At 68.3% G+C, this 20,813-nt stretch carries 20 protein-coding genes; 17 read left to right on the forward strand and 3 right to left on the reverse strand.

Translation table 11 applies throughout. From position 1 onward, the window contains the following. Positions 1-44: 44 nt before the first annotated feature. The 10 genes from JL101_RS07005 to JL101_RS07050 all read left to right on the forward strand — a co-directional run bounded on the left by JL101_RS07005 (position 45) and on the right by JL101_RS07050 (position 8,635). The gene (locus JL101_RS07005; RefSeq protein WP_203101125.1) at positions 45-1,001 is read left to right on the forward strand and encodes a cation diffusion facilitator family transporter; all 957 of its coding nucleotides are present in this window, start codon (positions 45-47) and stop codon (positions 999-1,001) included. Positions 1,002-1,088: 87 nt separating this feature from the next. After that, positions 1,089-1,451, forward strand: a complete 363-nt coding sequence (locus JL101_RS07010; RefSeq protein WP_203101127.1) for a hypothetical protein — start codon at positions 1,089-1,091, stop codon at positions 1,449-1,451. Positions 1,452-1,746: 295 nt separating this feature from the next. Next, positions 1,747-3,219: a hypothetical protein gene (locus JL101_RS07015; RefSeq protein ID WP_228435325.1), complete on the forward strand. Its 1,473-nt coding sequence runs from the start codon at positions 1,747-1,749 to the stop codon at positions 3,217-3,219. Positions 3,220-3,320: 101 nt separating this feature from the next. Next, positions 3,321-4,703 (forward strand): methyl-accepting chemotaxis protein, encoded by a 1,383-nt coding sequence (locus tag JL101_RS07020; protein WP_228435326.1) that lies wholly within the window; start codon positions 3,321-3,323, stop codon positions 4,701-4,703. Positions 4,704-4,921: 218 nt separating this feature from the next. Then, positions 4,922-5,572: a helix-turn-helix domain-containing protein gene (locus JL101_RS07025; RefSeq protein WP_203101133.1), complete on the forward strand. Its 651-nt coding sequence runs from the start codon at positions 4,922-4,924 to the stop codon at positions 5,570-5,572. 167 nt (positions 5,573-5,739) lie between these two features. Then, complete coding sequence (locus JL101_RS07030) at positions 5,740-6,648, forward strand: YqaJ viral recombinase family protein (protein ID WP_203101135.1); 909 nt, start codon at positions 5,740-5,742, stop codon at positions 6,646-6,648. Between the two features lie 19 nt (positions 6,649-6,667). Then, the gene (locus tag JL101_RS07035; protein ID WP_228435327.1) at positions 6,668-7,438 is read left to right on the forward strand and encodes a hypothetical protein; all 771 of its coding nucleotides are present in this window, start codon (positions 6,668-6,670) and stop codon (positions 7,436-7,438) included. 32 nt (positions 7,439-7,470) lie between these two features. Then, the gene (gene ssb / locus JL101_RS07040) at positions 7,471-7,872 is read left to right on the forward strand and encodes a single-stranded DNA-binding protein (RefSeq protein ID WP_201072556.1); all 402 of its coding nucleotides are present in this window, start codon (positions 7,471-7,473) and stop codon (positions 7,870-7,872) included. Between the two features lie 99 nt (positions 7,873-7,971). Then, a complete protein-coding gene (locus JL101_RS07045; protein ID WP_228435328.1) occupies positions 7,972-8,310 on the forward strand; it encodes a hypothetical protein in 339 nt (112 codons plus the stop codon). 19 nt (positions 8,311-8,329) lie between these two features. Next, positions 8,330-8,635, forward strand: a complete 306-nt coding sequence (locus JL101_RS07050; protein ID WP_203101137.1) for a hypothetical protein — start codon at positions 8,330-8,332, stop codon at positions 8,633-8,635. On the opposite strand, the gene JL101_RS07055 is transcribed toward JL101_RS07050, so the two are convergent. After that, positions 8,614-8,934 (reverse strand): hypothetical protein, encoded by a 321-nt coding sequence (locus JL101_RS07055; protein WP_203101139.1) that lies wholly within the window; start codon positions 8,932-8,934, stop codon positions 8,614-8,616. The genes JL101_RS07050 and JL101_RS07055 overlap by 22 nt on opposite strands. A 246-nt stretch (positions 8,935-9,180) precedes the next feature. Between JL101_RS07055 and JL101_RS07060 the strand changes: the two genes are divergently transcribed. Genes JL101_RS07060 through JL101_RS07070 form a run of 3 tightly spaced genes read left to right on the forward strand, consistent with a single transcriptional unit; the run spans position 9,181 to position 12,842 of the window. Next, the gene (locus tag JL101_RS07060) at positions 9,181-9,480 is read left to right on the forward strand and encodes a hypothetical protein (RefSeq protein WP_203101141.1); all 300 of its coding nucleotides are present in this window, start codon (positions 9,181-9,183) and stop codon (positions 9,478-9,480) included. 36 nt (positions 9,481-9,516) lie between these two features. Continuing rightward, complete coding sequence (gene recD2 / locus JL101_RS07065; protein ID WP_203101249.1) at positions 9,517-11,745, forward strand: SF1B family DNA helicase RecD2; 2,229 nt, start codon at positions 9,517-9,519, stop codon at positions 11,743-11,745. A gap of 47 nt (positions 11,746-11,792) precedes the next feature. Then, a complete protein-coding gene (locus tag JL101_RS07070; protein ID WP_203101143.1) occupies positions 11,793-12,842 on the forward strand; it encodes a HEAT repeat domain-containing protein in 1,050 nt (349 codons plus the stop codon). A gap of 322 nt (positions 12,843-13,164) precedes the next feature. On the opposite strand, the gene JL101_RS07075 is transcribed toward JL101_RS07070, so the two are convergent. Continuing rightward, positions 13,165-14,007 carry a cell wall hydrolase gene (locus JL101_RS07075; RefSeq protein WP_203101145.1) on the reverse strand — a complete coding sequence of 281 codons (843 nt, stop codon included), beginning with the start codon at positions 14,005-14,007 and terminating at the stop codon, positions 13,165-13,167. Positions 14,008-14,719: 712 nt separating this feature from the next. Between JL101_RS07075 and JL101_RS07080 the strand changes: the two genes are divergently transcribed. The 3 genes from JL101_RS07080 to JL101_RS07090 all read left to right on the forward strand — a co-directional run bounded on the left by JL101_RS07080 (position 14,720) and on the right by JL101_RS07090 (position 18,512). Continuing rightward, complete coding sequence (locus JL101_RS07080) at positions 14,720-15,400, forward strand: LuxR C-terminal-related transcriptional regulator (protein ID WP_203101147.1); 681 nt, start codon at positions 14,720-14,722, stop codon at positions 15,398-15,400. Between the two features lie 186 nt (positions 15,401-15,586). After that, positions 15,587-18,109, forward strand: coding sequence for a mechanosensitive ion channel domain-containing protein (locus JL101_RS07085; RefSeq protein WP_203101149.1), 2,523 nt, complete (start codon positions 15,587-15,589; stop codon positions 18,107-18,109). 106 nt (positions 18,110-18,215) lie between these two features. Then, the gene (locus JL101_RS07090) at positions 18,216-18,512 is read left to right on the forward strand and encodes a hypothetical protein (RefSeq protein WP_203101150.1); all 297 of its coding nucleotides are present in this window, start codon (positions 18,216-18,218) and stop codon (positions 18,510-18,512) included. Positions 18,513-18,530: 18 nt separating this feature from the next. Here JL101_RS07090 and JL101_RS07095 read toward each other — a convergent pair whose 3' ends face one another. Beyond that, positions 18,531-19,583 carry a tartrate dehydrogenase gene (locus JL101_RS07095; protein ID WP_203101151.1) on the reverse strand — a complete coding sequence of 351 codons (1,053 nt, stop codon included), beginning with the start codon at positions 19,581-19,583 and terminating at the stop codon, positions 18,531-18,533. 149 nt (positions 19,584-19,732) lie between these two features. Between JL101_RS07095 and JL101_RS07100 the strand changes: the two genes are divergently transcribed. Next, positions 19,733-20,755, forward strand: a complete 1,023-nt coding sequence (locus JL101_RS07100; RefSeq protein WP_203101152.1) for an NUDIX hydrolase — start codon at positions 19,733-19,735, stop codon at positions 20,753-20,755. Positions 20,756-20,813: the final 58 nt, after the last annotated feature.

The raw sequence follows: 20,813 nt of genomic DNA on the forward strand, positions 1-20,813 counted from the left end.
GGTGTTGCCGTCAGCATTCTGAAGGCGGCAGATAGGGAACCGGGATGGCAGAGACCATCGGAGACGATGCGGAACGGGATGACGACGGCCGTCTCCGCCGCGCCGCGACCTATGCCAGCGTAGGCGTCGCGCTGACGCTGATCGCGGCGAAGCTGGCGGCCTATCTCTACACCGAGTCGGTCAGCATCCTGTCCTCCCTTATCGACAGCTCGTCCGACCTCCTGGCTTCCGTGGTCACGCTGCTGGGGGTCAGGGTCGCCCTGCGGCCGCCCGACCGGTCCCACCGCTACGGGCACGGGAAGGCCGAGCCGCTGGCGGCTCTGGCCCAGGCCGCCTTCGTCGCCGGGTCGGCCGTCTTCCTCACCTACGAGGCGATCAACCGGCTGTTCAACCCCGTGGCGCTCCAGGAAAGCTCCGCCGGCATCGCGGTGATGGTCTTCTCGATCGTGCTGACCGTCGGGCTGGTCGCGTTCCAGCGCCGGGTGATCCGGCGGACCGGCTCCATGGCGATCGGGGCCGACAGTCTCCATTACAGCGGCGACCTGTTCATGAACCTGGCGGTCATCGCGGCGCTGGTCCTGACCGGCATGACCGGCATCCCGATCCTGGACCCCCTGTTCGCGCTGGGCATCGCCGCCTTCCTGATCGTCGGGGCCTTCCGCATCGCCAAGGGATCGCTGGACACCCTGATGGACCGCGAGCTTCCCCACGGCGACCGCAAGCGCATCCGCGAGATCGTCATGGCCCATCCCGCGACGCGCGGCATGCACGACCTGCGCACCCGCAACGCCGGGATCACGCTGTTCATCGAGCTTCATCTGGAACTGGACAGCGAGCTGACCCTGGCCGAGGCGCACGACATCACCGACGAGGTCGAGTGCCGGCTGACCGATGCCTTTCCCCAGGCCGAGGTGATCGTCCACCAGGAGCCTTTCGGCTTGTCCGACGACCGCCTCGACACCCGCATCGCCGAGGCCGGGCGGCTGCGCCGCGGATCGTGAACCGCTCCGCTTCGGCGATTTCTTAACCGCGCCCCTTCATGATGTCGGCGGTTCGGGCCCAGGAGGGGCCCCAGGAGGGGGATTGGGGTGCTGAAGCGTCTGGCCGTACTCGCGCTGCCGATCCTGGCGCTCGCCGCCTGCCTGGACGAAGTCCCGTCGAACGAGGTCATCGCGAACCTGCTCGAAGCCTCGGCCAACCAGGAACTGGCCGTCGTCAGGGCCGCCGGCACCCTGCCGCCGCCCGGCCAGTTGGTGCCCGACGCCGTCCGCATCGTGAACCTCAGGACGATCGGCGGCGTCACCGACAGCAAGGGCATCCATGTCGCTTCCATCCAGTTCGACCTGATGGTCGAGCTGAACGGCGCCCGCATGCTGAGCCAGCGCGGCGCCAAGGCGCGCCTCAAGCTTGCCCGGGAGGGCTCCGGCTGGCGCATCGTCGAGAAGCAGTAGCGGGGATTCCCGGCTGCGGCCCACTGTCACGTCCCGCGCTCGCGAAGTCGTTTCGCCCGATCCCTTCGCTCGACCGACCTATACGGAAGAGCAGTGCTGAAAGACGCGGCCATTCCGGCGCATTCAAGTTTGAATGCTCTTGCATCCATTTCAAGGATGACATCCGAACCCCTCCCAGGTTACCGGGTTTTTACGCAGTTTGTTCAATGGGACCGATTAGGTATATGTGACCCCCGTCGGCTTTGACCGATTTGATCCCGTGGATACTTCGATCGGATCGTCATTCGGGGTTTGGATGTCGATTTTTTCTTCCCTCTCCCATATCCGGTTGCCTCGCCCTCCCGGACCTTTCCGGTCCCGGCGGCTGGGAACGGTTCGGCCCGACGGCGGCGGCGATGCCCCGGATACCGGTTCCGTCGACCCGCTCCAGGTCGGCCAGGGCGAGATCTTCCACGAGGTGGGCGAGTTCGGCGGCGACGTGCTGGAGGCGCTGATCGCCGAGGCCGGCGGCGGCAGCGGTGGCGGCGGGGACCTGGAGTTCGACAGGGATATCCGCCGGCAGGGCGCGGACGCCGAGACCGGTCCGCGCGACTGGGGTCCGGACTATGGCGCCGCCGGTTCGGTCGCCTCCGGGCTGGATGTCAGGACGCTCGCCACCCGGATGATGATGGCGTTCGGCGTGGCCGATGGCGATTTCGGCAGCGCCGACCCGTTCTTCGATGCGGACGGCGCCGACGGCTGGTCCGATCTCCTCCAGGGGGATGCCGGCCCGGCCGGCGGAGTACGGTTCGGCGGCGGTGGCGCGGGCATCGAGGCTGCGGAGGAACCCGACCCACCGCACTCCGCCGGCCTGGGCGCGTTGCCGACGCTGCCCGGGCGCGGATGCCTTCCGGACCTGGGCGACGCGCTGGCGGCGAACTCGGGGCTGCGCGACCGTGCCGCCGCATTCTCGGCCGCGGGGACCGCCGGCGCCGACGCCGGCCTGCTCACCGCGCTGGAGGACGAGGTCACCGGAGTGCTGTACGGCTGGGCCGGGCTGGACGCCGCTCCCGGCGACGGCCGGGAGGCCGCCTTCCTGGAGAAGTATTTCGGTGTCCATGCCGCCGGCGGGATCGCCGAGGCGCTGTCGCCCGACGCGATCTCGGAAGTCTTCGGACAAGTCCGCGATGCCGCTATCCTCAAGCTGACCGGGCAGGGCTGCCTGTCCGGCCTGTTCCGCGACCTGGCCTACGACCCGAAGGCCGATCGGCTGACCGGCAGCGCCGTCATCGACCATGACGGGCTGGCGGCCTTCGGCAACAGCGCGGCGGCCCTGGGTCCGGAAGGGGAGGCCGGTGCCTGGCAGGCCTTGGCGGCCCTGACCCGCGGATTCGAGGAGGCCCTGGGAGAGGCGGACTCCCTGCCGTCCCTGCTGGGCGCCGTCCTCGACCGCGGGGCCGACCTCGCCGGCCGCGTCGGGCAGGGGCTCCGGACGCTCGGCATCGACGTCGACAGCGTCAAGCTGAAGCTTCCCGGCGGCGACGAGGAGGAGACCGCCGAGGCTTCGTCCGAGGAGTTCGGCCCCGGACCGCAGGAGGACGCCGAAACCGCCGAGACCCTGGACTGGAGCCGCCACGATGCCCGCCACGACTGGTCCGATCTCGGCGCCGCGCATTCCGGCGAGCGGCACGATGCGGGCGCCTTCATGCTCCACCCCGCCATACCCGACATGTTCGCCTTCACCGGCATGCCGATCTTCGACGGCTTTTTCCAGCCCCAGGCGGCCTGAGCGATTAAGCCTCGTTTAATAAAATGCGCCGAAGATTTCGAAACGGATACGTTGCCGCCTGAAACAATCAAGAAATACGGGCTTGCCGGCTGATGGACACCATGATGAACGAAAAGTCGTTCCTGATCGGCGCGGTCGCGCAGGAGGCGGGAACGCTCGGCATCGAGATCGCCGATGTCGCCGGCAGCGTGGAGGACGTCAGCTCGCGCATGACCAAGAAGGCGGCGGTCTTCGTCGACCTGCGCGACGCCGCGGCCGGCATGTCGGAAAGCAGCGCCGGCATCCAGTCCGCGGCCAAGGCCACCCGCTCCGTCGCCCGGGACGCCCTCTCCGAGGTCGAGGGCTCGCGCGGCCGGCTGCGCGAGTCCCTGGAGGACATCGGCGCGCTAGTAGAGGGCGTCACCGGCATGGAGCGCCAGCTCGGCGGGCTGCGGGAGGCCCTGATCCGGATCGGCAAGGTAGCCCAGGAGATCAATGCCATCGCCAAGCGGACCAACCTGCTGGCGCTGAACGCGACGATCGAGGCGGCGCGCGCGGGAGAGGCCGGCCGGGGCTTCGCCGTGGTCGCCGGGGAAGTCAAGGCGCTCGCCTCCAAGACGGGCGAGGCCACCGCCGACATCGACGCCACCCTGCGCTTCCTCAACGAGCAGGCCCGCCTGCTGCTCGCCGAGAGTTCCGAGAGCATGGAGAAGGCGAAGGCCGTGGGAACGGGCACCAAGGCGCTCGGCACCATGATCGACACCGTGGGGTCAGCGATGGTCCAGGTCGACCGCGAGACCACGCGGATCGACGACGCCGCCACGGCCATCCGCGAAAGCTCCCGCCGGGTAGAGGAGCAGATCGCCGACATGGCGGGCGACGTGGAACTGTCCAGCGGCGACCTCAACGCGACCCGCGACCGGGTGATCCGGCTGCTGGGCGTCAGCGAGCGGCTGATCGGGATCACCGCCGAACTGGACGTGGAGACGATCGACACCCCCTTCATCCGCCATGCCCGGAACGCCGCGGCGCGGATCTCGGCCCTGTTCGAGGACGCCGTCCGCTCCGGGCGCCTGAGCGCCGACGCCCTGTTCGACGAGAGCTACCAGCCGATCCCGGGGACCAATCCCCAGCAGGTCCGAACCCGCTTCACGGAGTTCACCGACCTTGTCCTGCCCGGGATACAGGAGGCGATGCTGACCGCAGACCCCCGCATCGTGTTCTGCGTGACGGTCGACCGCAACGGCTACCTGCCGACCCACAATGCCAAGTTCTCCAAGCCGCACGGCTCCGACGTCGCCTGGAACACCGCCAACGGCCGCAACCGGCGCATGTTCAACGACCGCGTCGGCCTCGCCGCCGGCCGCAACACGCGGCCCTTCCTGCTCCAGACCTACCGCCGCGACATGGGCGGCGGACAGTATTGCCTGATGAAGGACGTCTCCGCCCCGGTCACCGTCCTGGGCCGGCACTGGGGCGGCCTGCGGCTGGCCTACACGGTCTGAGGAGCCCGGCACGCTGATTCGTCCGCGCCGGGCTCGCAAAGCACTGGAATCTAGGCTAGATTTCCTTAAGCTCTGGTCCTTGGTCCTATAATTGCCGCTGCATCATGCGAAAACGCAGGAATATCCGCTGATCTCTTCCTGTTCTCGGGCGCTTCCTTGCGAATTTGCATGATTGTCATCATGGTGCCGCGGTTTTTCGCAGTCGGGGAAATTGGCCAATGCAGCAGATCAGGGAGTCGCTCCACCGCTGGCTTCGGTCCGTGATGGAGGAGCGGGGCTGGACGGCTGCCACCTGGGCCAAGCGCGCCGACGTGACCGCGACCAACCTGACCCGCTTCCTCAAGGACCCCGAGGGGGCCAGCCTGCCCAGCGCCGAGACCATCGGACGGCTCGCCTTCGCCGCCGGGTCGGAGCCGCGCTTCCTGTCCAGCAACCAGCCCTCGACCTCCTCCTGCCGGGTCCCCGTGCTCAGCCACGAGCAGATCCGGACCGTCATGGACCTGCCGCGCGCCGGGGCGGCGGAGTACCTGGCCGATGCCCTGCGCCGGGGCGCCCCGTGCGTCCTGATGGACCGGCCGACCTCCCCCCGCGCCTTCGGGCTCCAGATCACCTCGCTGCACATGAACGCGGGCGGACTGCTGCCCCAGGACCAGATCGTGATCGAGCCGGTCGACCATGTCCCGCCGCGCAAGGGCGACATGGTGATCACGATCGACGGCACGTCGCTGTGCGCCTACCGCTATTACCACCCCCAGCTCGTCCCGATCAGCACCGATCCCCATTGCTGCCCGATGGTCATCGACGGCGCCGAGATGGTCGGCGTCGCGATCCTCGTGGTACGCCCCCTGAGGGTCGAACTGATGAGTTGACCGGGCGCCGCCGGCCCCTCTGAAACCCTCCCTCGGGCCTGCAAGATTCCTCCCCGCAGTTCTCATTTTGTTCTTTGTTAAATGCGAAATCGCAGTTAACATTGGCGGAGCTATGCCCATATAGGGATGACTCAAATGCGAAGCTGCAGCGGGTCAGGGATCGACAGATGGCTTTGTCCAAGGATCAGGTAGAATTCCGGGCCCGCCGCCTGGGCTCCAGCGACGCGGTCCGCGTGATGGCGGGCCACTGGGTGGAGCTGTGGCGCGAGAAGACCGGCCGGGCCGCCCCGCCCCGGCTGGACTTCGTGCCCGCCGTCCAGATCGGGATCGCGACCGAGCCGCTGCACGCCCGCTTCTATACCTATCGCACTGGGATCGGAGCCTATCCGGCCGGCCACCGCACCCACGTGCATCCCGACCACGACCATATCGTCGCCAACCTGGACTTCCTGACCTGGAGCGTCCCGCCGGCCGACCCGGCGATGGCCCCGGACACGATCCTGGAAGCCAAGTTCCATTCCGGCTTCAAGACCGACGAGGATCTGGCGGAACAATATTACTGGCAGATGCAGCACCAGATGATGGTGTCGGGCCTGGCCCGGTGCGTCCTCTCCGTGCTCCGCCCGTCCGGCTATTCCTTCCTGACCGTCGACCGGAACGAGGTGGACGCCGCCCTGCTGCTGGAGACCATCCAGGCCTTCTGGTGGCACGTCGAGAACGACCTGGAGCCGGCCGACCCGCTGCCGGTGGAGGCACCCGACTTCGACGACATGGGCGTGCTCGACATGTCCATGCACAACCGGTTCGTCGCGGTCGGCGACGTCCTGGTCAGCAACCACGACGGCGTCCAGGCCTACCGCGCGGCCGAGGCCGAGCTGAAGGCTCTGATGCCCGAGCGGGCCAAGGTCGCCTACGTCCCGGCCGCCGCCGAAGCCCGGGGCATCGTGATCAGCCGCTCGCGCGACGGCAGGCTGTCGATCCGCGTCGGCGAACTGCCGAGGAAGTACCGGGCCCGGGCGCGCACATGGCTGCCGGACCACGCGCCCGACTTTCTGCCCGACCTGATGAACGACTGAGCGTTGGAGAAACCGTCCCATGCCACGAGCAAGGAGGCCGGCCGACGGGCCGGAAACGGAGACCATGACCACCGGGATGCCGGGCGACACCATCGTGCGCGACAACCTTGAATTCTGGAACGCGCTGAAGCGCACGGACCCCAAGGCGACCAAGCCGTTCCAGCGCGCCGGCGGCTTCCGCGGCACCCAGATCGACCCGGCCTGGCGGCTCCAGATGATGACCGAGGTGTTCGGCCCGGTCGGCAAGGGCTGGGGCTACGAGCAGCTGGAATGGACCATCGCCGAGCGCATGGTCTTCATCTGCTGCCGCGTCTGGTACGTCGATCCGGAGACCGGCGAGAAGCATTTCACCGGCCCGCAATGGGGCGGCACCGAGATGGTCCGGCGCAACCGCGACGGCACCGAGCGCCCGGACGACGAGTGCTTCAAGATGTCGATGACCGACGCCATCGGCAAATGCATGCTCCAGATCGGCCTGGCCGCCGACATCTATCTCGGCCAGTTCGACGACAGCAAGTACCGCGAGGAGTCCGAGACAATCTACGCCGTCAAGGCCAACCCCGACCTGCAGCCCGCCGGGATCGCCAAGCTGGAGGCGGAGATCCGGGACAAGCTGGCGGAGGTCGAGGACCTGGAAGCCCTGGACGACCTGTGGCGCAGCGGGATCAACGCCCGCATCCGCGAGATCGGCGCGGTCGACAAGGCGGCGCAGAACCGCATGATCACCTGCTTCTCGCAGAAGAAGAACGAAATCCTGAAACGAGAGGAGAGCGACCGCGAGGCGGCCTGAGGCAGCACTCCCGGTCCCCGAAGAGGCAAGCCATGTACCAACGTTTCATCGCCGTCGGCCGCCTGGGCCGCGATCCCGAGATCACCACGACGGCCGGCGGCGCCCGCATGGCGAGCTTCAGCCTGGCTACCAGCGAAGTCGCCAAGGGCGAGGAGCGGGCGGAGTGGCACCGCTGCGTCGTCTGGGACGAGAAGCTGGTCGACGTGATCGCCCGGCGTGCCCGCAAGGGCACCCTGGTGGCCCTGGAAGGCCAGGTCCGGACCCGCCGCTGGAACAGCAAGGACGGCCGCGAGAACCACACGACGGAGGTCGTGCTGGACCGCTTCACCAGCCGGTTCCAGATCCTGTCCGGCGCCAAGCCGCAGGACGACGTGGTCGAAGCGAACCAGCCGGTTTTCGACAAGAGATTCGCCTTCGACGAGCTGCCATTTTGATGACTGCGATATCGCAATTTTCGGCGGCGACACCATCTATAATCGGCTGCGCAAGCGCAGCTCCCCGCTAGGGGAAGCCGCACCGGAGTATCCTCCGCCATGACGATGATAGCTTCTTCCAACAAGATCGACTCCACCCCCGGCGAGCTGTTCCGCTCCCCCAGCGGGCTGCTGACCCGCACCGCCTGGGAAGACGAACTGGAAAGCACGTTCGACCAGATGCCGCGCTGGTACCGTTCCGCGGCGGAGCGAGACCGCCGGTTCGCCCGCTGGGTCCATGCGGAGGCCAAGGGCCTCGCCTGCCATCTCGACCGCCTGCTGCGCCCGGACACCAAGCCCGCGCTGGCGCGCCATCTCAGGGCGGTCTCCGAAGCCCTGTGGGCCGACGCCGAATGGGCGCGCCACCGGATCGACGGCAGCCTGGACGAGGCGGCGTAAGATGCGAAGGAAGTCTGAAATGACCATAGAGCAATTGCAGAAGCGCCTACGCGAGGCCCACGCCCGCATCGGTTTCGAGGGCCGCTTCGCCTTCACCATCGGACAGCAGGCCGCCGATGGCTGCTATATCACGCACTGGTTCCGGCCGACGCCCTACGCCTTCGAGGACTGCAGGTCGGTCGGGGCCGGCACGGTCGCTGACTGCATCGCGGCGCTGGACCGCTACGTCGCGGATTATCCCAGGCCCATGACCAACGAGGAAGTCGGCATGACCCTGGGTATCATCCCGCCCCACGAGGAGCGTTACAAGGTCGCGGCGGAATGACCGCCGCCCTCGTAACGGTACCGGCCGGGCCGGGCCGGCCTCAGCCCCTCGTAGCGTGACGCGTACTTGCCCACGTAACCCTTCATGCAGGCGCGGTGGAACCGCTGCGACTGGGTCTTCCAGTCGTCGCCGGGCCGGACCCAGCTGACATAGGTCGTGCCGGTCCTCCGGTCGGTCCGCAGGTAGCGGCCCATTCCCTTGTCGCCCGCCACCCACTGGCCCGGCTGCAGATGCAGGGCTCCGGCGGACAGCAGCAGGGAAACCTGCGGCGTCATGTCGATGGTCGGTAGGTATCTCATCTATAGTGCCTCTCCTGGAAATGTCCACGGAACAGGCATGCCCAAGGCCGACGGCCATGGCGGCGCGCCAAGGCGGTCGGGACGGAAACGGCAGCTTTCGGGGACGGCTTATATGTGGTGTTTCTTGTGCATATTTCAAGAAGCATTGTCAGAACAAAGCATGAACTTGTAAGCTGCCCGAAGGCCCCTTTCGAGATTTTGGAACAGGAAAACATGGCAGTTTCAAAGAACCGTGCATCGGACACAGTGACCGCCCGAGTGGAGCACGCCCTCAACCTGACGCGGGGCCGCCTGAAGCTTTGGCTGGTCTTCGAGGATGACGCCGCCGTGGCGGAGGCCCGCTCCCTGATACAGCTCAAGAAGGCCCGCAACCTGCTGGCGCTCTCCCGCTCCGACCTGGAGCACCGCCACGAGAAGGCGGTCCGCCAAATCCTGGAACGCTACGCCGGCCACACGCCCCCTCCGGTCGAAACGGCGGAGGAACCGAAGCCGGCTCCCCGCCGCCGTGCCGCCTCCCGGCAGCCCGCCGAAGCGGTTTCCGGATAGGGCCTGCCGGGTTAGACTGAGGAACCAGCGGTGGCAATGACAGCGGTCCAGCACAGGGTGGAACAGCCCAACAGGCCGGCGTCGCCCGCGCCGGACCGGGAAGTCCTTGCCGGTCTGGTCGAGCGGGTGACCTTCCACAATGCGGAGAACGGCTTCTGCGTTCTCCGCATCAAGGCGCGCGGCCATCGCGACCTGATCACCGTCGTCGGCCATGCCGCCTCGATCTCGGCGGGCGAATTCGTCCAGGCCAGCGGCGCTTGGCACAACGACCGCACCCACGGCCTCCAGTTCAAGGCCGGGTTCCTGCGCACGACCATGCCGACCACCGTTGAAGGGATCGAGAAATATCTCGGCTCCGGCATGATCCGCGGCATCGGGCCGGTCTATGCCAAGAAGCTGGTGCGGGCCTTCGGCGCGGACGTGTTCGACGTGATCGAGCAGCAGGCCGACCGGCTGCGCGAGGTGGCCGGGATCGGGCCGGTGCGGGCCAAGCGGATCATCGCCGGCTGGGCCGACCAGAAGGTGATCCGCGAGATCATGCTGTTCCTGCATTCCCACGGCGTCGGCACCTCGCGGTCGGTCCGCATCTTCAAGACCTACGGACCCGACGCGATCCAGCTCATCTCGGAGAATCCCTACCGCCTCGCCCGCGACATCCGCGGCATCGGCTTCGTCACGGCGGATGCCATCGCGGCCCGCCTCGGCATCGAGAAGACCGCCATGGTCAGGGCGCGGGCCGGCATCGCCTATGCCCTGGCGGAGGCCATGGACGAGGGGCATTGCGGCCTGCCGCGTGGCGACCTGCTGGCGCTCGCGGAAAAGCTGCTCGACATCCCATCGCCGCTGATCGAGGAAGCCATCGACCTCGAGCTGGCGGACGGCACCGTGGTGGCCGACCGGCTCGACGGGGCGGAGGCCGTGTTCCTGGCGGGCCTCTACCGCTCCGAACGCAACATCGCCACCCGCCTGCTGGGCCTCGCCGCGGGCCGGCCGCCGTGGGGCGCCATCGACGCCGCCACCGCGATTCCCTGGGTCGAGCAGCGCACTGGCCTGACCCTGGCCGAGAGCCAGCGAGCCGCTGTCCGGCTCGCGGTCTCGTCCAAGCTTCTGGTCGTCACCGGCGGCCCCGGGGTCGGCAAGACCACGCTGGTCAACTCGATCCTGAAGATCCTGGCGGTCAAGGGCCTCGCCATAGCGCTCGCCGCCCCCACCGGCCGGGCGGCCAAGCGCCTGTCCGAGAGCACAGGGATGGAGGCCAAGACCATCCATCGCCTGCTGGAGACCGATCCCGCCGCCGGCGGCTTCAAGCGGACCGAAACGAATCCGCTGGAGTGCGAGCTGCTGGTGGTGGACGAGACCTCCATGGTCGACGTGCCCCTGATGAACGCCCTGCTGCGCGCCGTGCCCAACGGCGCCGCCGTGCTGCTGGTCGGAGACGTCGACCAGCTTCCCTCCGTGGGGCCGGGGCAGGTGCTGGCCGACGTGATCAATTCCGGCGCCGTGCCGGTGGTCCGGCTGACCGAGGTGTTCCGCCAAGCCGCCGAGAGCCGGATCATCGTCAACGCCCACCGGGTGAACAAGGGCCTGATGCCGGAGCCCTACGCCGGCGAGGGCCTGACCGATTTCTACTTCGTGGATGCCGCCGACCCGAAGGACGGGGTGCGCAAGGTGCTCCACATGGTCAAGCACCGAATCCCCGACCGCTTCGGCCTCGACCCCGTGCGCGACATCCAGGTGCTGTGCCCGATGAACCGGGGCGGGCTGGGCGCCCGATCGCTCAATATCGAGCTTCAGAAGGTGCTGAACCCCCCGCGCGATCCCCGCGTCGAACGGTTCGGCTGGACCTTCTGCGAGGGCGACAAGGTGATGCAGATCGAGAACGACTACGACAAGGAGGTCTATAACGGCGACCTCGGCGTGGTCGCCCGCATCGATCCCGACGACAATTCCCTGCTGATCGAGTTCGACGGCCGCGAGGTCGCGTATGACGCCGGCGAGCTGGACCAGGTGGTCCTGGCCTACGCCACCACGATCCACAAGTCCCAGGGGTCGGAGTACCCGGCGGTGATCCTGCCGGTCACCACCCAGCACTACGCGATGCTCCAGCGCAACCTGGTCTATACGGGCATCACGCGCGGCAAGCGCCTGGTCGTCGTCGTCGGCCAGCGCAAGGCCATGGCTATCGCCGTCAAGGGCCAGCAGAGCCGCCGCCGCTGGTCGAAGCTGCGGGACTGGCTGGGCGGCGGAGCGGGTAACGCGCCGTAGGGCGTCATTGACAACGCCGCCCCGGGCTGCTTCCTATCGCGGAGGCTGTGAAACGAATCTCCAAACCCAGGGCCGGCCGGTTGAAGAAGCGCGTCGATACCGGCCAGGGCGATCTTTTCGCGCAAGGGCAGGGGACTCCGGTTTCCGCCGATCCGCCGCCCGTCCCGGCGGCGGAAACGCCGCCCCCGCGCCCCATCGGGGACTGGCCGACGGGTCATCTGCTCGACGCCCTGAACCTTCATCTGCACGCCGAACCACCCGAGCATCCCTCCCTCGTCGCCACGATCGAGGAGCTGGCGAAGCGCCGCGAACCCGAGGCCGTCCGGCACCTGATCACGGCCTGCCGCCGCTTCGCCGCCTTCGACCAGCAGCAGCCGGCCCCGGAGGTCGTGGCCGCCCTCAACGCCCTTGCCCATATCGGCCCGCCCTCGGCCGCCGTCCCGCTGATCGACCTGATCCGGCGCGGCCTGTTCGGTCCGGCCTCGACCGCCGCGGCGCTCGACTGCTTCGGCGCCTTGCGCTGCCGTCCCGCCGCCGACCTGATCCGCCCGAACCTTCAGCACCCCGACCCTCAAGTGCGCCAGTCCGCCTGCGGACTCGCCGCCGCCCTGGACCGCCGCGACGACGCATCGCTCCTGGCGCCCCTGCTCAACGACCCGGACCGGGGCGTCGCCAAGGCCGCCCGGCTGGCGCTGGGCGAACTGGGACATGTCCCGGCGCGTGAACCGCTCGAGGAGCTTCTCGACCGCGCCACGCCGATCGACATCCCGCGGGTCGCCCGCGCCCTGGTCGGCGTCGCCGATGACGACACGCCGGTCAAGCTGGCCCGCGCCGCCGACCGCTGCGACGAGGAGGGACGGTGCGCCATCGTCGCGGCCCTCGGCGCCATGGAGCAGCCCGGCGCCGTCACGCAGCTGATCCGGCTGTCCCGCGACACCCGTCCGGCGGTCCGCCTCGCCGTGATCGAGGCGCTGTCGAACCATGAGGATCAGCGCATACCGGCGGCGCTGGGAGCCCTGTCGCACGATGCCGATCCGGCCGTCCGCGACGCCGCCGAAGCGGCGCTGCGATCGTTCGACGCAACGCCCGACTGGTAGATCAAGGAAGATGGCTGGTGGCTTTCAGGTAAAGCCGTATGAAAAGACCGCCGGGCCACCAGGACCCGGCGAGTCGAACAGGGAGGCTTCACGTCATGAGGACGTTGCGTCAAGACTGATCCCGGCCACCGGCTGGGACTATAGTGAATGCTGAGACAGAGCACTCACGGTTACAGCATAAACCCAGTTCTCCAATGGGCAAGATTACTTTGGATCAGTGCCCGAACGCACATGGCCTTTACCCGCCTATGCCCCAGGTTCCGTCATTCGACAAGGTGACGGAGGCGGGTTCACGACCGTTCTTCCGGGGGTGGGGCTGCGGTCAGGCGGTCCGGACGCGGCGGGCGCCCGAGCGGATGCGCCGGTCCGCGGTGGTTCCGGCGACATGGCTCCAACTCCAAGGTTGGGGCTTCGGGTGGCGGTCTCCTTGCCGGTGCGGCGTCCGAACATCGGCTCCTTCCGAGTCGAGAGCCAACGCCGCCTCGACCTTGATCGTGGGAAGTACGTACAGGGTGCCGCAACGGCTCCTGGAAGTGCCGGCCTCCACTGCGCGATAGGCTTCCGCAATTCCCGCGGCCATCGCGACGCGCTTCGAGTCGCCGCTTTTCCGATCCTCGCCGGCCGCTGCAAGGACCGGGCGGGGCGCGTTTCGGCGCGGTCCTGCCGCCGAGGCCGCCTTGACGGCTCGCCGTTCCGAGAAGAACACATGACCGTCGATGCGGTGGCTGACCGCCATGGCGGCGGTCCAGACCGGCATGCGGCGCAGGCGCTTGGGTGCGACATAATGTGTCGCCCCACGGCTGTAATCCGGCGCCAGACCGACCAGCGACAGCACCGCGACCTCGGCCGCGCGCTGCCAGGCGGCGCGGTCGTCGATCACGGTCGGCCGCGACATCGGGCGAGAGATGGTCCAGGAGAACTGCTTGCTCTGATAGACCACCCCGCAGATGCCGCCCGGCCAGCGCTTCTCCCGCACCCGGTTGAGGGTCACGGCGGCGACGGCGTACTGGCCGCGCGAGCTTTCGCCGCGCGCTTCGAAATAGATGTTCCGGGCGAGGCACAGGGCATCGTTCCGGTCGACCGCCGCCGCCTGGGGGTGCCATGAGGCGATTGCCGAGATCATCTGGATCACGGTGAGCAGGGGTGTCCACTCGGGTATCGGCATCGCACCACCTCCGGCTGGGTTGACCGTCGGGACGACGCGCGTTCCTGGGCAACCGGGTCGTCAACCGTGTCCAGAACAACGGCGGGGAGGGGCTTGTTCCTCTATCACAAGGGGTGCGACGATTCGCGACTCCGGCGCGGGAACAGTCCGGGCCGGTGGTTTCCTTTGATGTGCGGTGCGGATCAAGCTATCATAAATTTTCCATAAGTCACAGCGTGTCACAACTTCCACACCCTGGAGGTCACGATGAAAACCGACAAAAATCGCACCCGGGATGGGCTTTCGCCAGTTTATTTGATGGCTGGTACGGTTACCGCGATTTTGGTGTTCATGCTGCTGTCGGTTGGCATGGGCTGAATCGGAGCCTTCCGAAGCCCCGCCGTACCCATCTGGAAGGCACCCGTTCGAGACGACCGCATGCCGCGGCCGCCAGGCCGTTCGGCCTGCCCAGCGCTGCCTTGGTGTTAGTTCCCGGCCAAGTCATAGGCCGCGGGGATTAGGTATTGCGGAACGGTTCTATCCGATAAATCGGTTAAAAAGCCGTTAAACAAATGTTGACCGCAACAAGGACTGCAAGCATTATGCGCTCAAGAGAGGTAGGGACCCCTCGGAGTGAGCGGATCCGAATGCCTCCAAAGGCCGCCTCAGGAACTTTCTTGTGGCAGCCGGCAAGCTGACGCCAAACCAATGCGCTGAATTGAGGGAATTCGAGATGACCGAACACGACACCATTCTCATCGAGCCGAATCGTTTGTTCCGCGAGGGTATCAAGCATCTCCTGGCAGGTAGCCCCTTTCGTCTTGTCAGCGAGTACGCTTCGATCGAACAGGCCGTCGCCGGCGAGGCCCCAGCGGCCAAGCTGGTGATCGTGGACTACCCCGTCGATGCCGACGAGACCCTGTCCGACCTGCGCGCCGGATTCCCGGACACGCGCATCGTCGTCCTGGCGTCCGAGCTGTCCGCCGACCGCCTCAAGGCCGCCATGGGCGCCGGGGCCGACGGCTACCTGCTGAAGGACGTTTCTCCGGAAGCGCTGATCCAGTCGCTCCAGCTCGTCCTGATCGGCGAGAAGGTGTTCCCGACCAACCTCGCCAGCCTGCTGCTGAACCAGATCGCCCCCCAGGCTCCGCAGGGCTCCTGGCGTGGGCTGTCCGGCCGCGAGCGGGAGATCCTCCAGCATTTGGTGATGGGCGCCAGCAACAAGCTGATCGCCAACAAGCTCGGCATCACGGAAGCGACGGTCAAGGTCCACCTGAAGACGCTGCTGCGCAAGATCGACGTCAACAACCGCACCCAGGCCGCGATCTGGGCGATGAACAACGGCATCACGCCTGACCAGTCCATGTCCGGCGACATCCCGGCCACGCGCCGCCTGCAGGCCGTTCCGGCCTGACCGGACCCGCCCTCGGTTCGGCTCCGGCCATCTCGTTCCCCATCGGCTCGCTCCCCGGCCGGCTCGGCCCCGATCCCATCGGGTCCGGCCGGTCCGGGGCCGTCTTCTTCTCGTCACCATAAAATCCCCGCCGTTCCCCGGGAGGCATGCTAAACCTGCGCATCCGGCCTGGCCGGATTTTCCGCCATGGGTTTATCGGTCCAGATGCGCCAATCGCTTTCCGCGTGGTTCGGCCGCTCGCAGCATCTTCTGCGGACGGCCTTTCTCCTGTTCCTTGTGTGCCTCCCGCCGTTGCCGGCGGGCGCTCAGGCCACGCCTCCCGATTTCAGGGCGGCCCTGGCCGGCTGGCAGTCATCGCTCGACAAGGCCGCGGCTCGGCTGGCGCGCGGCGATCTCGAGGAGGCCGAGTACCAGGCCCTGCGCTCGGACCTGTCATCGCTGTACGACTCCGCGCGGGGTGCGGCATCGGCCGCCACCGCCGAGCAGGAGGTGAACCGCCAGCTCGCCGACGCCCTGGGGGCTCCGCCGGCCGAAGGGGCACCGCCCGAGGCGCCGGCCGTCGCCGCCGACCGTCAGCGGCTGTCAAAGATCATCGCCGAACTCGACGGGCGGGCCCGGCAGGCCGAACTGATCGCCACGCGCGCCGACATCCTGATGCGGACCGCCACCGACAAGCGGATGCAGCAGTTCACCGACGCGCTGTTCCAGCGCGGTCCCCTGCCCCTGGAGCGGGGGACCTGGAACAGCCTGCCGGTCCAGGCCGACTATCTGCGCGACCGCGTGGTCCAGGCGGTCGCCGTCACCGCCGCCGATCGGGCCTGGCGCGACCGCGGCTTCGAACTGGCCGCCGCCTTCCTGGTGGCGCTGGGCGTCGCCTGGCCGCTTCGGCGCTGGCTGCTCCGCCGCTTCGGGCATCGGCCCGTCGAGACCCATCCCGGCTACCGGCAGAGGGTCGTCGCGATGGCGGTGGAAGCCGTCGGGCGCTGCCTTATGACGGTGCTGCCGACCGTGGCGGTGGCGGTGGCCCTCCATCACATCATCGGAGGCGACGTCCGGACCCTGCCGCTGCAGGCGCTGATCATCGCCGCGGCCGGCGGGCTGGCGTTCTTCCTATTCTTTTCCGGGCTGGCGCGGGCGACCCTGGCACCCGACCATTCCGCCTGGCAGCTGACCGGGCTGGAGCCCGCCTCGGCGCGGGCGCTGGTCCGCCGCATCACCCTGTTCGCCGGCGGCCTCGCGGTGGCCGGCGGCGCGGTCGTGCTTCAGAACCGCATGCTGTCCCCGCCGGAACTCCAGGCCGTCACCGGCTTCGCCGCCATGCTGCTGGCGACGGCGGCGCTGATGTTCCTGCTGCCCGGCCGGCTGTGGCGAACCGTGCCGCCGGTGCAGGAACCGGCCCAGCCGCCGCCGGGCGACGCGGCGGCGGAAGCGCCGGCTGCCGCCGGGGGCTCCTGGGTGCATCTGCGCTTCCTCGGCGGCGCCGTCGCCCTGGCGGCGCTCGGCGCCTCGGCGGCGGGCTACCATAACCTGTCCGTCTATGTCGGCATGCTGTCGCTCGCCGCCGTGGCGGTCGGCGGACTGCTCCTGCTGGTGCGCGGCGTCGCGCGCGAACTGCTGACCATGGTGATGGAGCGCGAGCAGGGTCCGGTCGCCGAGCTGCGCCGGCTCCTGGTCCGGTCCGAGCGGGGAGTGCAGGCGGCGGACTGGTGCGGCAGGGTGGCGATCGACTTCGCGCTGATCACCCTGGCGGCGGCGATCCTGCTGCCGCTCAGCGGCATCGACTGGTCGGAACTGCGCAGCCTGTTCGACACCTTCATGAGGGGGGTCACGATCGGCGGGGTCCGGCTGGCGCCGGCCGACATCATCGCCGCCATCCTGCTGTTCAGCGCCGCGGTCATGGTCACCCGCTACGTCCAGCGGACGCTGGACGTCCGGGTGCTCCAGCGGCTCCAGATCGACCGGGGCGTCCAGAACTCGATCAAGACCGGCATCGGCTATTTCGGCTTCATGGTGGCCCTGCTGGTGGCGATCGGCGCGCTCGGGCTTGATCTGTCCAACCTGGCGCTGATCGCCGGCGCGCTCTCGGTCGGCATCGGCTTCGGCCTGCAGAACGTCGTCAGCAACTTCGTCTCCGGCTTGATCCTGCTGGTCGAGCGGCCGATCAAGGTCGGCGACTGGGTCGTGGTCGGCGACAAGGAGGGCGTGGTCAAGCGCATCAGCGTGCGCGCGACCGAGATCCAGACCTTCCAGCGCGCCTCGGTGATCATCCCGAACTCCGAGCTGGTGTCGTCGGCGGTGGTCAACTGGACCTTCAAGGACAAATTCGGCCGGATCGACATCAAGGTCGGGGTCGAGTACGGCTCGGACCTGAAGCTGGTCCGGGAGACCCTGCTGGCCTGCGCCAACGCCCATCCCCGGGTGGCCCGGATGCCCGGGCCCATGGTGGTGTTCCGCGACTTCGGCCAGAGCTCCCTGGATTTCGAACTGCGCTGCTTCATCCCGGACGTGGATTTCTTCCTGTCCACCGCCAGCGACCTGCGGTTCGCCATCGCCGAGGCGTTCGAACGCAACGGCATCGCGATCCCGTTCAACCAGCAGGTCATGCATATTCCGCAGCTCGACGGGCTGCGCGACCTGATCGAGCGACGGGGCGCCCCGGCGGCACCCTCCTCGGCGCCTCCCGCACCGCGGCTGGAGACCATTACGTAGAGTTCATCTGCAGGAAATGATGGCGCAAGGGCGATTGCCCCAGTTTGGCCATATGGGAGTCACCATATATCCCGTGATAATCGCCAAGAAAGAGGATCCGCCCGCCATGTACGCTTCCGAGCACTTTTTCCGCCAAGCCCCTGGACGACCGGCCGTACCCGCCTGGTTCAAGGGCCTGATGGTGCCGTTGCTCATCCTCGTGGCGTTGCCGCTGACCCTGCTGGTGATGGCCTTCGTCCTGGCGCTGGCGGCGGTGCGCGTGCTGCTGCGGCTCGTCCTGCCGCGGCAGGCCCGGCCCCGGGCGCAGCGCGCCGGGCATTCCGGCCCCAGGCCCACGGGCCGGCCGGAGATCCTGACCGACGTGGACTACGTCGTCCTCGACGACACCGCGCCGCGCCGCTGATCTCCGGCGGCATTCACCTCAGAGCGCGTCCGCGACCGCCTGGCCCAGCCCGGCAGTCGTGGCCTTGCCGCCCATGTCGGGCGTCAGCAGGTCGGGCTGGACCAGGACCTTCTCGATCGCGCTGACGATCGCCTGTCCCGCATCGGGATGGCCCAGATGGTCCAGCATCATCGCCCCGGACCAGATCTGCCCGATCGGGTTGGCGATGCCCTTGCCCGCGATGTCGGGGGCGGAGCCGTGGACCGGCTCGAACATCGACGGGAAATCCCGTTCCGGATTGATGTTGGCCGACGGCGCGATGCCGATGGTGCCGGTGACCGCCGGCCCCAGGTCGGACAGGATGTCGCCGAACAGGTTGCTGCCGACCACCACGTCGAACCGCGACGGGTTGCGGACGAAATGGGCGGTCAGGATGTCGATGTGGTACTGGTCGGTGCGGACGTCGGGGTAGGCCTCGCCCATCGCCTTGAAGCGCTCGTCCCAGAACGGCATCGTATGGATGATCCCGTTGGACTTGGTCGCCGAAGTCAGGTGCTTCTCCGGCCGCGAGCGGGCCAGCTCGAAGGCGTAGCGCAGCACGCGGTCGGTCCCGCGCCGGGTGAAGACGTTCTCCTGGACCGCCATCTCGGCGTCGGTCCCGGCATAGAGGCGCCCGCCGATCTCGGAATATTCGCCCTCGTTGTTCTCCCGCACGATCCAGAAATCGATCTCCGGCCGGCCGGCGAGCGGGCAGGGGACCCCGTCGAACAGGCGCACCGGGCGCAGGTTCACATATTGCTGGAAGTTGCGCCGGATCGGGATCAGCAGTTCCCAAAGCGAGACATGGTCCGGCACCGTCGGCCAGCCGACGGCGCCCAGATAGATCGCGTCATGGTTCCTGATCCGATCCAGCCCGTCGGCGGGCATCATGCCGCCCGCGCTGTGGTAGCGGTCGCAGCTCCAGTCCAGGTGCTCCCACTCGAATTCGATCCCGAACCGGGCGCCCACCGTATCGAGCACCCGGATGCCTTCCGGCATCACCTCCTTGCCGATGCCGTCCCCGGGGATCACGGCAATCCTGTACTTCGCCATATCGCTTGTTCCCTTGTTCTTCTTGCGATGCATATGAACCCTTCACAACCCGTCCGGTAAAGCCGGAATTCCCTTCGGCGCTTGTAAATCCTTCGCTGCACTGCCACACACGGGGCCTGTATCGTGACGAATTTCGGGATTGTTCGGGGATGAATGCCACCGTGGTCGGACTGACGGCCGTCGTGGTCGCCGTGACCGGCGAGACGCCGCGCATCCTGGTCGTGCGGACGCAGCAGCCCACGGCGGCGGAAGGCGTGCCGGCGCCCCACCGCGACGCGCTGCCGTTCGGCCCGTTCGAACCCGGGCACCACCGCACGCTGGAAAGCGCCCTGCGCAGCCGGGTCGAGCGGCAGACCGGGCTGCCGCTCCGCTATGTCGAGCAGCTCTACACCTTCGGCGACCGCTACCGCGACCATGGCGAACTGGCCGGCGGCCCCCGCGTGGTGTCGGTCGGGTACCTGGCCCTGGTGCGGGAAGCGCCGCTGTCCGGCGCCGGCGAGGCCGAATGGCGCGACTGGTACGAGTTCCTCCCCTGGGAGGATTGGCGCGGCGGCCGCCCGCCGCTGGTCGAGCGGGTGATCCGCCCGGCGTTGCGGCGATGGATCGGTGCGGCGGCCGACGATGCCGAGACCGGCCGACGGGCCGAGCGGGTCGGCCTGAGCTTCGGGCCGGAGGCGGACGACGCCGCCTGGGATTTCGAGCGCGCCCTGGAACGGTACGAGCTCCTCTACGAGGCGGGGCTGCTGGTCGAGGCGCAGCGCGACCGCGACGCGATCCGGGCGGCCGGGCTGCACGATCCGGTCGCGATGCGCGGCGCCGAGACCCCGAGGGCGCTGGGCAAGCCGATGGCGTCAGACAACCGGCGCATCCTGGCATCCGCCCTCGGCCGTCTGCGCGGCAAGCTGAAGTACCGGCCGCTGGTGTTCGAGCTGCTGCCGCCGACCTTCACGCTGTTCCGGCTGCAGCAGGTGGTCGAGGCGCTGTCGGGCGTGGGGCTGCACAAGCAGAACTTCCGCCGTCTGGTGATCGCGGGCGGCCTCGTCGAGCCCACGGGCCAAGTGGAGAGCCGCACCGGCGGCAGGCCCGCGGAACTCTTCCGCTTCCGCCGTGATGTCCTGCGCGAGCGCGCCTCGCCGGGCGTGGGGGTGCCCGCCGTCCGGGTGACGGACTGACGGCGCCGCTGCGCCCCGCGCATGACAGTGTGGCGCCTTGGCGCATGGTGCCGGCCCT

It is taken from the genome of Skermanella rosea (assembly GCF_016806835.2).
GTDB classification, from domain to species: Bacteria; Pseudomonadota; Alphaproteobacteria; order Azospirillales; family Azospirillaceae; genus Skermanella; species Skermanella rosea.

Excerpts from the sequence above, each read along its gene's own strand:
- JL101_RS07020 (WP_228435326.1), top strand. The coding sequence starts at position 3,321 with ATGATGAACGAAAAGTCGTTCCTGATCGGCGCGGTCGCGCAGGAGGCG.
- JL101_RS07045 (WP_228435328.1), top strand. The coding sequence starts at position 7,972 with ATGACGATGATAGCTTCTTCCAACAAGATCGACTCCACCCCCGGCGAG.
- JL101_RS07100 (WP_203101152.1), top strand. The coding sequence starts at position 19,733 with ATGAATGCCACCGTGGTCGGACTGACGGCCGTCGTGGTCGCCGTGACC.
- ssb (WP_201072556.1), top strand. The coding sequence starts at position 7,471 with ATGTACCAACGTTTCATCGCCGTCGGCCGCCTGGGCCGCGATCCCGAG.
- JL101_RS07025 (WP_203101133.1), top strand. The coding sequence starts at position 4,922 with ATGCAGCAGATCAGGGAGTCGCTCCACCGCTGGCTTCGGTCCGTGATG.
- JL101_RS07085 (WP_203101149.1), top strand. The coding sequence starts at position 15,587 with ATGGGTTTATCGGTCCAGATGCGCCAATCGCTTTCCGCGTGGTTCGGC.
- JL101_RS07095 (WP_203101151.1), bottom strand. The coding sequence starts at position 19,583 with ATGGCGAAGTACAGGATTGCCGTGATCCCCGGGGACGGCATCGGCAAG.
- JL101_RS07075 (WP_203101145.1), bottom strand. The coding sequence starts at position 14,007 with ATGCCGATACCCGAGTGGACACCCCTGCTCACCGTGATCCAGATGATC.
- JL101_RS07035 (WP_228435327.1), top strand. The coding sequence starts at position 6,668 with ATGCCACGAGCAAGGAGGCCGGCCGACGGGCCGGAAACGGAGACCATG.
- JL101_RS07005 (WP_203101125.1), top strand. The coding sequence starts at position 45 with ATGGCAGAGACCATCGGAGACGATGCGGAACGGGATGACGACGGCCGT.
- JL101_RS07080 (WP_203101147.1), top strand. The coding sequence starts at position 14,720 with ATGACCGAACACGACACCATTCTCATCGAGCCGAATCGTTTGTTCCGC.
- recD2 (WP_203101249.1), top strand. The coding sequence starts at position 9,517 with ATGACAGCGGTCCAGCACAGGGTGGAACAGCCCAACAGGCCGGCGTCG.
- JL101_RS07030 (WP_203101135.1), top strand. The coding sequence starts at position 5,740 with ATGGCTTTGTCCAAGGATCAGGTAGAATTCCGGGCCCGCCGCCTGGGC.
- JL101_RS07050 (WP_203101137.1), top strand. The coding sequence starts at position 8,330 with ATGACCATAGAGCAATTGCAGAAGCGCCTACGCGAGGCCCACGCCCGC.
- JL101_RS07090 (WP_203101150.1), top strand. The coding sequence starts at position 18,216 with ATGTACGCTTCCGAGCACTTTTTCCGCCAAGCCCCTGGACGACCGGCC.
- JL101_RS07055 (WP_203101139.1), bottom strand. The coding sequence starts at position 8,934 with ATGAGATACCTACCGACCATCGACATGACGCCGCAGGTTTCCCTGCTG.
- JL101_RS07015 (WP_228435325.1), top strand. The coding sequence starts at position 1,747 with ATGTCGATTTTTTCTTCCCTCTCCCATATCCGGTTGCCTCGCCCTCCC.